6 protein-coding genes are annotated in these 9,697 nt (G+C 33.8%); 4 read left to right on the top strand and 2 right to left on the bottom strand.

All coding sequences use genetic code 11. The features are described from left to right. Positions 1-407: 407 nt before the first annotated feature. A complete protein-coding gene (locus SLH52_RS11800; protein ID WP_320209473.1) occupies positions 408-2,195 on the top strand; it encodes a S9 family peptidase in 1,788 nt (595 codons plus the stop codon). Positions 2,196-2,890: 695 nt separating this feature from the next. Continuing rightward, complete coding sequence (locus tag SLH52_RS11795; protein WP_320209472.1) at positions 2,891-3,877, top strand: alpha/beta hydrolase; 987 nt, start codon at positions 2,891-2,893, stop codon at positions 3,875-3,877. Between the two features lie 68 nt (positions 3,878-3,945). Here the strand turns inward: SLH52_RS11795 and SLH52_RS11790 are convergent, their stop codons facing one another. Continuing rightward, on the bottom strand, positions 3,946-4,815 hold the full coding sequence (locus SLH52_RS11790) for a Cof-type HAD-IIB family hydrolase (protein WP_320209471.1): 870 nt from the start codon (positions 4,813-4,815) through the stop codon (positions 3,946-3,948). 190 nt (positions 4,816-5,005) lie between these two features. Further along, entirely contained in the window at positions 5,006-5,782 is a 777-nt protein-coding gene (locus SLH52_RS11785; RefSeq protein ID WP_320209470.1) for a DeoR/GlpR family DNA-binding transcription regulator, read from the bottom strand. 381 nt (positions 5,783-6,163) lie between these two features. On the opposite strand from SLH52_RS11785, the gene treP reads away from it, so the two are divergent. Next, complete coding sequence (gene treP / locus SLH52_RS11780) at positions 6,164-7,573, top strand: PTS system trehalose-specific EIIBC component (RefSeq protein WP_320209469.1); 1,410 nt, start codon at positions 6,164-6,166, stop codon at positions 7,571-7,573. Between the two features lie 415 nt (positions 7,574-7,988). After that, positions 7,989-9,674, top strand: coding sequence for an alpha,alpha-phosphotrehalase (gene treC / locus SLH52_RS11775; RefSeq protein ID WP_320209468.1), 1,686 nt, complete (start codon positions 7,989-7,991; stop codon positions 9,672-9,674). The last annotated feature ends 23 nt before the right edge of the window (positions 9,675-9,697 follow it).

Here is a 9,697-nt window from a genome sequence, read left to right as displayed (position 1 = left end):
AGGAACTACGGGGATAGCCTAATCAATTAGAAGCCGTTAGGTTTCCGTACTTAGGAATCCCCCCACTTCAATCATGACCGTAAGGTCTGATAAGTGGTGGGTAGTTCAAAAAACTCTTATATATCATCTCCATTCAAATTTTGTAAATTGATTAAGAGTAGTGTTATGAAACTTTTATGTTGATTTCCCTGATGAGCTTGTAACTTAACAGGTGAGGGGAGAAGACTCATACCACATCAATAAAACGAATCTCAGGATGAATAAAATATCAGATTCATAAACTACTGTAAGCTATACTCAAAATCATTCTCTAGACGGAGATAAAATCCAACCTCTATTATAAGACAGTGTGATTATTAAGATTTATAATAGTAGATGTGTATACATTTATTAAAGGGGAGATTAATATGCTAACATTTAAGAAACCTGATGTCGAACAGTTTTTACGTGCGTACAGAATTCAAAATTTTGTCGTGAATAATGATGAAAGTCAGCTTATTTTTAGCACGAACATTAGTGGGAAATTCAATTTGTGGGGAATGGATTTACCTAACCAGTTTCCGTATCCGCTTACATTTAATGATCAAAGTTGTCACGACCTTCGTTACGACAAAGCTGGGAAGTTTGTTATTGCAGCATTTGATCATGAAGGGGACGAAAATACTCAACTATATATGATTCCTCCTCATGGTGGACACCTAAATCCCCTAAGAACGGCAGAGGGGCACCAACACATCAACCCTATTCTGTCAGAAGATGGGAAAAGACTATATTATTCTTCTACGAAGGATGACCCAACATACTTAAAAGGGTACTGTTATCAAATGGATTCAGGAGAAGAAAAGGTAGTAGTAGACGGAGATGGAGCGGCTACTTATATAGCTGATATTAGTCCAAATGAAGAAAATATGGTTTTAATTAAGCATTTCTCAAATACACATACGTTAGGATATGTAAAAACAAATGAAGAACTATTTTCATTAACACCAGATTCCGAGAATCAACATACAGTCACCGATGTAGTTTATGTATCTGATTCAGAGCTCTTTTTCCTTACTGATTACAATGAAGATTTTTCATATATAGCAAAATTTGATATCGTAAATCGAAAATTTAGTAAGGTTGTTTCTTTACAAGATGAAAGCTTTAACACTATTAAATATAATGACAGACAGAAGCAATTATATGTGGTTAGTGAAAAAGGTGTTGAAGACCATTTATATGTATACGACCTTAAGTCAAACCAATTAAAAGAAATACAACTTCCTGTTGGAAAGGTCGAACAGCTTTCAGTTTCAGAAAAAGGTAATATTTATTTGTTAGGTACAACTGCTACAAAGCCTTGGAATATATATGTAAAAGAAACTGCTACAAACGAATGGGTATTATTGACTAATAACCGAGTGTTAGGAGTGGATGAGGAACAGCTAGTTGATCCTCAAATACTGAAATATAAATCATTTGATGGTCTCGAAATTGAATCACTCTTTTTCAAAGCAAAGCCTGAAAACAGTAATGGTCACGTTGTCTTTTGGCCACATGGAGGACCACAAGCTGCAGAACGAAAATTCTTTAGAGGAGTGTTTCAATATATTGTTAATGAAGGGTTTAGTATATTTGCTCCAAACTTCAGAGGCTCAACTGGTTATGGTTTGCAATTCACAAAAATGGTTGAAGGTGACTGGGGTCATGGACCGCGGCTTGATAATGTCGAAGGTATAGAGTTTCTCATAAATAATGGCTATGCTGAAAGAGATAAAATCTTTCTTATGGGAGGAAGCTTTGGAGGGTACATGTCGTTGCTACTCCATGGTAGACATCCAGAATACTTCAAAGCTGTTGTAGACATTTTTGGACCTAGTGATCTGTTTTCGTTCATTAATTCCGTACCAGAGCATTGGAAACCTGTTATGAACCAATGGGTAGGAGACCCTGAAAAAGATAAAGAGAAATTAATTGAATATTCACCGATCACATATTTAGAAAATATGACAAAACCTATGCTCGTCATTCAAGGTGCAAATGATCCTCGTGTTGTTAAAGCTGAGTCAGATCAAATTGTTCAAGCGTTACAGGAGAAAGGGCGAGAAGTCGAATATATTGTTTTAGAAGATGAAGGGCACGGTTTTTCTAAAAAGGAAAATGAACTTAAGGTGTACAGAGCTGTAAGTGAGTTCTTTAACAAACATATGTAAGGATAGTATAGTCCTTTATACGATTATGGAATAAAGTTCTACGGTTTAGCGACGAAACCAAAATCCTATTCATTTTGTGAAAAAACAAAATGGGTAGGATTTTTATTGTTCAGAAATTACACTTTTCTTCCTATTTTTTGATATTTATATATATAATTACTTGCGATAAATATTAATGTGTATTCGTTTTTTGAAGCATAATCTTTCTATACATACCGTTAAATAGTACAGGTATATCTTCTTTAATGAAGCGGTTTTCTTTGTTGTTTTCGTATAACTTGTTAAAGTTTTTTTTCGTATTAAAAGAATGTAATTTTAATAGTTCATTCATTAATAATAGTGATAATCCCGTATATTTATGTGCAAAATTGAGAATTAAAGCTTCGTATTTTTATACTTGATTTTAAATATTCTTTCTACTGATTAGCTATTTATTATGTAAACCCCACTATTCTACTAATGTACTCTAGAGCTAGCTGCATCATAAATTGGTATAGTGTTTCCACATTCACCAATTTGTAAAACTACAATAGCTATATATCTTTTAGTCGGCTGCTAATCAGCCTATAGGACGAATCAAACTCATTCCTAAGCTAGTTTATCTTTGGAATTATTTAGCATATTATTTATAGAGAATAGTCAATGACATTTATGTACAATGCCTAACTATGTAGTGTAAGGGAGGATAAATTAAAATGTTAAAAGCAAAAACGCCAAATTTTATTGATGCTAACAAACAAATTATTCAAGATAGTATTGCTTCGTTAGAAATGATTAGGATCGGTGGAGTCGAACAATGCATTCTTATAAGGGGAAAAAATAAACATAAACCGCTCATACTTTTTTTACACGGGGGACCTGGTGCTGCTCAAATAGGGTATGCTCCAAAGCTTCAGCAAAAGCTAGAGGAAGATTTTGTAGTCGTGAACTGGGATCAAAGGGGGGCTGGAAAATCTTACTCAAAAGAAGTTCAAATTGACAGTTTAAATATTAGCCAATTCCTCTCAGATGTACACGAGTTAGTAGTATTACTTCTGCAGAGGTTTAATCAACAGAAATTATACTTAGTCGGGCATTCCTGGGGAAGTCTGTTAGGATCGATATTTGTCAAGAGGCATCCCGAGCTAATACATGCATATATTGGTGTTGGTCAATTTGTGAATATGGTGAAAAATGAAGAAATCTCTTATCGTTTTACACTTGAGAAGGCTAATAAAACAAAAAATAACAAGGCAAAGAAGCAATTAGAAAAAATTGGATACCCACCGTATAATAAAATGACTGATATCGTTATTCAGAGAAAGTGGTTAGATAAATTTGGTGGTGCTGTTTATGGATCTACCCAAATGAAGTCCATTCGTAAATCGGTATCGTATAGAGAATATTCTATTATAGATTGGCTACGCTTTATGAGACATAATAAATTTTCTTTTTCCAACAGTAAGCTATGGGATGAGCTGATGGCGATGGATTTGGTAAGCGAAGTAGATGAAATGAAAGTACCAGTGTATATTTGTGTTGGTCGTTATGACTACACTACACCGTTTGAGCTTGCTGAGGAATATTATGAGCATTTAAAAGCACCAAAAAAAGAACTCGTGTGGTTTGAAAAATCAGCTCATTCACCTAATTTTGAAGAGCCAGATAAATTTTACGAAGTGTGTATGCAAGCAACAAAATAATAGTTATAACGAAAACAACTGACCGTGACGCCCTATGGTTACGCGGGTCAGTTGTTCTAAGCTGTAATTTATAATGATACTTTCTCGTTAATCTTATGAATAATGGCATGTGCGACACCATGCTCATCATTAAGTAATGTCGTCATATGGCAAACATCTTTAATTTCTTGTTTTGCGTTCCCCATTGCAACACTATACCCAACCTTTTTAAGCATCGACAAATCATTATGGCTATCTCCGATTGCAACTGTTTCGCTAAGTGGAATGTTTAGCGTATTTGCTACAAGCTGTACTGCATTTCCTTTAGATGCTTTATGATGTTGAAGTTCAAAGTTATTATCTGCTGATGAAACAACAGTGAGGTTTTCTTGTTCTGTGAAATAATCCCATCCTTGTAGTCGCTTTTCCTCGTCTAGGGAAAAAGCAAGGATGTTATATACTGCTTCTTTTGTATGAAGAATATCTTGATAATGATTAACAAATGTAAAGCCTGTTTGAGTAAATTGTTTGTGAGTATCGGCAAGAAGCTTTTCTTTACTTATCTCTGGGTTTGCACTTGTTAAGCGGTCTACCTCGATTGCCAAAACATCACGACAATGATGTGGAGTATATATTCCGTTATCTGTTGTAACCTCGTAATAAAGTTCAGTGTCTTCTAGCCACTTTATACTACGTTCAACTACGTTATTCTCCATAGCAAATGAATGGAGTAGTTCACCTTTTTCTGTATGAATCATCGCCCCATTTGAACTAATGATTTTTGTTGATAACTCAGCGTCTTTACATATTTTAACGGCATCAAAATAAGCTCTTCCTGTTGCAATGATAACTTCTACACCATTGTCCTGAGCATCTTTAATTGCAGCTAAGTTTACTTTACTAATATTCTTCTTATGATTTAGTAGGGTGCCATCAAGATCTATTGCAAGTAATTTCATGCCCCTTTTCCTCCTGAATTCTATATTAATGGCTGTCATCGTATAGAATGTTGTCTTTCGTACTAATAATTAAACACTTACACAACTAGCGTTCGTGCATCTTTTCTTCGATAAAGGCTATAAAAATCATATAATACTCATCAGTTACTCAAAAGTAGGTGACAAAGCAACATAGTTCACGAAAAGAGCCTTATAAATTTAACATTTGTGAAGACGCAACTAATAGTTCAACATCATAGTCATGCAAAACATTCATGAGTGAATCATCAATTTGTTGATCGGTAATGATCACATCAATTTGTGATAATGCTGCAAATGTAAAAAAAGCCTGTGTATGAAATTTCGTTGAATCAGCTAAAACTATTACTTCAGTTGCTTGCTCAATCATTTTCTTTTTTACAAATCCATCCTCTTCATGTGCAATGGTCAGACCGCGATTTGATATACCAGTAACACCAATAAATGCCTTGTCAACGTTGTAGTGTGAAAGTTTTTCTACAGTGGATGAACCATAGAGAAAGCGGTGTTCTTTATTTAATTGACCACCTAGTAAGTATATGTCTGCTCCAGGGTTATTGGACAAGATTAATGAATGACTAATTGAATTTGTTACTACTGTACAATCTGTAGCTTGAAGAAATTCTGCACAAGCTTGTACGGTTGTCGATTCATCCATAATAATAATATCGCCATCGTTTACTAGCGTGGCTGCAACTCTACCAATTGCTTCTTTCTCTTTAGAAAGGAGACGTAGTCTGTCATTATAATTTTTTATTTCATTATTTAAAGTTGGTAGAATTGCCCCACCTCTTGTTCGTAAGATAGCTTGCTTTTCTTCAAGCTTGACAAGGTCACGCCGAGCAGTATCACGTGAAACATTATATTGTTGACAAATTTCATCAATGCTTATCTTTTTATGGATTTTTAAGTAATTAAGAATGGCAAGCATTCTTTCCTCTTGAAACAAAAGATCACACCCTTCACATACTTATTGTAAGTAATTATAAGTAAAAATAATAAAATAATCAAGCGTTTATAAGTTTTTGTGATTTTTAGTAAGTTATATTAAGTGGTTTTTATATAGAATGTTGTTTTTGTACTAACAAATAAAAACATATACAAGTAGGTTCGAGGCATTTTTTTTCTATAAAACGTGACTGTTGAATTTTTATCTTGATTGTTAGAACGATAACAGCAAAGTTTACGAAAAGTACCTTAAGTTAAGGTAATAATATTCAATTAGAATATCAAAAATTATTATTGACTACTTGTATATACAGGTTTATACTTTAAATGTAATTTGTATATACAAGTTAGTGAAATATGTAAGCGATATCAGGAGGGTGAGATGATGAGCGAAAAACAACAAGTTGAGCAAATTATTAATGCAATAGGTGGGAAAGAAAACATTGAGGCTGCAACACATTGTGTTACGAGGTTAAGGTTTGCGTTAAAAGATGATGATATCGTAGATAAGGAAGCTTTAGAAAAGATAGAAATTGTAAAGGGTACTTTTCTTGCTAATGGTCAATTTCAAGTTGTTATCGGTCAAGGTTTAGTAGACAAAATATATAATCAACTCGTAGAAATGGCCGAAATAGGTAGTTCAACAAAAGAAGAGATTAAAACAGTTGCCGAAAAGAAATTAAACCCAATTCAGCGAATGATTAAAACGTTAGCAGATATTTTCATACCTATTTTACCTGCCATCGTTACCGCTGGGTTATTAATGGGGATTAATAATATTCTAACTGGTCCAGGTATATTTTATGATGAGAAGTCTTTAATTGACGTTCATACACAATGGAAAGATATTGCTAATATTATAAATTTAATTGCTAATACTGCGTTCGTTTTTTTACCTGGTCTAATTGGTTGGTCAGCTGTAAAACGGTTTGGTGGAAGTCCGTTACTCGGTATAGTACTCGGCCTAATGCTTGTCCATCCTGGTTTACTTAATGCATGGGCTTATGGAGATGCGTTAGCAAATAACGAAGTTCCTTACTGGAATTTATTCGGTTTAGACGTAGCAAAAATAGGATATCAGGGTCAAGTGTTACCTGTATTAATAGCATCATTTGTCTTAGCCAAGATTGAGCTGTTTTTAAATAAGAGGATTGCAGATGCTTTCAAACTTTTATTAGTTGCACCAATTACTTTATTAGTCACAGGGTTTTTATCATTTATTATTATTGGTCCAATTACTTTCGCAATTGGGAATGGCATTACAGATGGGTTAGTATTGGTTTTTGATAAATTTGCAGCATTAGGTGGATTATTATACGGTGGGCTTTACGCACTACTAGTAGTAACAGGGATGCACCATACTTTCTTAGCAGTAGATATACAACTGATCGGTAGTACTGGTGGAACATTCTTATGGCCAATTCTTGCTTTATCGAATATTGCTCAAGGGTCTGCAGCATTTGCTATGATGGTAGTATCAAAAGATGAAAAACTGAAAGGGTTATCACTTACTTCAGGGATCTCAGCATTTTTAGGAATTACAGAACCAGCTATGTTCGGTGTTAATATTCGGTTTAAATACCCGTTTCTTTTTGCAATATTTGGTTCAGCAATAGCAGGTATGTTTATTACAATAAATTCTGTTCAAGCTTTCTCTATAGGTGTAGGAGGTCTTCCAGGATTTTTATCAATTGTACCTGATAAGTGGATTTCATTTTTTATAGGTATGGCTATCGTATTAGTTGTTCCATTTGTGTTAACAATAGTATACGGTAAATTAAAGAAAAGCTAATTAATATGTTGGGGTACACATGAGATTGTTCAAAATAGACGGAGTCGATTTTCAATTTGATTGAAAGGTTACAGGTCGGATATAAAATCCTTATTACTATTACTCATTTTTTAACTTCATTTGATATGGCGTGTGTACTAAAATATTCTCTTTAGTGAATTTATCCTAATCGATGATTGAGCGCAGAAAAAGCAAAGCTTTTTCTGCGATGCTCATTTTAAGTAGCTTTTAATGCTCAGCGGTAGATTTTATAAAGAGAATATAAGTAATTATAAGGTCGAGGATACAAGTGGCTAGAAAATAGTAGGTAAATGAAACGATGAAATGGTCATCATTACAATCGATAATTTCTGTACTTTTATTGGAATGATCAATGCATCCAAGATTACTCAACAAAAGGATAGGTGGTAACAAAATGAAAGACGCTTGGTGGAAAAGATCTGTAGTATATCAAATTTATCCAAAAAGCTTCAAAGATACAACTGGAAACGGTGTAGGTGATTTACAGGGAATCATTTCTAAGCTTGATTATTTAACCGAACTTGGTGTAGACATCATATGGCTAACACCTATATATAAATCCCCGCAGCGAGATAATGGTTATGATATTAGTGATTATTTTAGTATTCATGAGGAATATGGAACGATGGCTGACTTTGACTTATTATTAACTGAAGCACACAAGAGAAATATGAAGGTTATTATGGATATTGTTGTAAATCATACATCGACTGAGCATGCTTGGTTTAAACAGTCACGTGAAAGTATGAAAAATAAATATCGTGATTTTTATATATGGCATGATGATATGGGGAAGGAACCAAATAATTGGCAATCAAAGTTTGGCAACTCAGCCTGGGAACTTGATGACCAAACAGGTCAATACTATTTACACTTGTTCGACATTACACAAGCAGATTTAAATTGGGAGAATAAACAAGTTCGCGAACATGTATATGAGATGATGCACTTTTGGTTTAAAAAAGGAGTTGACGGCTTTCGTTTAGATGTCATTAATCTTATTTCAAAAGATCAGCAATTTCCTAATGATGACATAACCAGATCAGGTACTACAGGGGACGGAAGGAAATTTTATACCGATGGTCCACGTGTTCATGAGTTTATACATGAGATGAATAGACAAGTGTTTTCAAAGTACGATAGTATGACAGTTGGCGAGATGTCATCAACAACGATTGACCACTGTATTAAATATACAAACCCAAAAAGACAGGAGCTTGATATGACCTTTAATTTTCATCATTTAAAGGTTGATTATCCAAATGGAGAGAAATGGGAGGTTGCAAATTTTAACTTTTTGCAACTAAAACAAATTTTGTCCACATGGCAGAGCGAAATGATTAAAGGTGGTGGTTGGAATGCTTTGTTTTGGTGTAATCATGACCAACCAAGAATTGTATCAAGATTTGGTAATGATCAAAGGTACCATAAGGAATCTGCTAAAATGCTAGCAACAACGATTCATTTGATGCAAGGGACACCTTATATATATCAAGGAGAAGAAATTGGAATGACAAACCCTAACTTTGATCGCATAGAGGATTACCGTGACGTAGAGTCGTTGAATATTTACAAGATGAAAAAGAATGAAGGAATGAAAGAGAACGAAATACTCAATATTTTAAAACAAAAATCTAGGGATAACGCAAGAACACCTATACAATGGGATAATAGCAAAAATGCTGGCTTTTCCAAAGGAAAACCTTGGATTAATGTTTCTGCTAATTATAAACATATAAATGCAACTGAAGCTCTACGTGATAACAATTCTGTCTTCTATCATTATAAACAACTAATTTCATTAAGGAAAAAGTATGACATCATCACATATGGGGATTTTCAACTAATTTTAGAAGATCATCCGCAAATTTATGCGTATGTAAGAAGCTTTAAGAATGAAAAATTGTTAGTGATAAATAATTTTTATGCTAAAGAAGCTACTTTTCTTTTACCTGAAACGGTCGAAATAGATGGTTATTCTAACAGTATATTATTATCAAATTATAATGATTCACCAATGAACATTAATTATATCGAACTAAGGCCGTATGAATCGATTATTTATCACTTAACAAAATGATGATACAATAAATTTGGTGATTT

It is taken from the genome of Cytobacillus sp. IB215665, assembly GCF_033963835.1.
In the GTDB taxonomy this organism is placed as follows: domain Bacteria; phylum Bacillota; class Bacilli; order Bacillales; family SM2101; genus Nanhaiella.
Note: the sequence above shows the minus strand (reverse complement) of the source record. Positions and strands in the feature narration are given on the sequence as shown.

Excerpts from the sequence above, each read along its gene's own strand:
- SLH52_RS11800 (WP_320209473.1), top strand. The coding sequence starts at position 408 with ATGCTAACATTTAAGAAACCTGATGTCGAACAGTTTTTACGTGCGTAC.
- SLH52_RS11795 (WP_320209472.1), top strand. The coding sequence starts at position 2,891 with ATGTTAAAAGCAAAAACGCCAAATTTTATTGATGCTAACAAACAAATT.
- SLH52_RS11790 (WP_320209471.1), bottom strand. The coding sequence starts at position 4,815 with ATGAAATTACTTGCAATAGATCTTGATGGCACCCTACTAAATCATAAG.
- treP (WP_320209469.1), top strand. The coding sequence starts at position 6,164 with ATGATGAGCGAAAAACAACAAGTTGAGCAAATTATTAATGCAATAGGT.
- treC (WP_320209468.1), top strand. The coding sequence starts at position 7,989 with ATGAAAGACGCTTGGTGGAAAAGATCTGTAGTATATCAAATTTATCCA.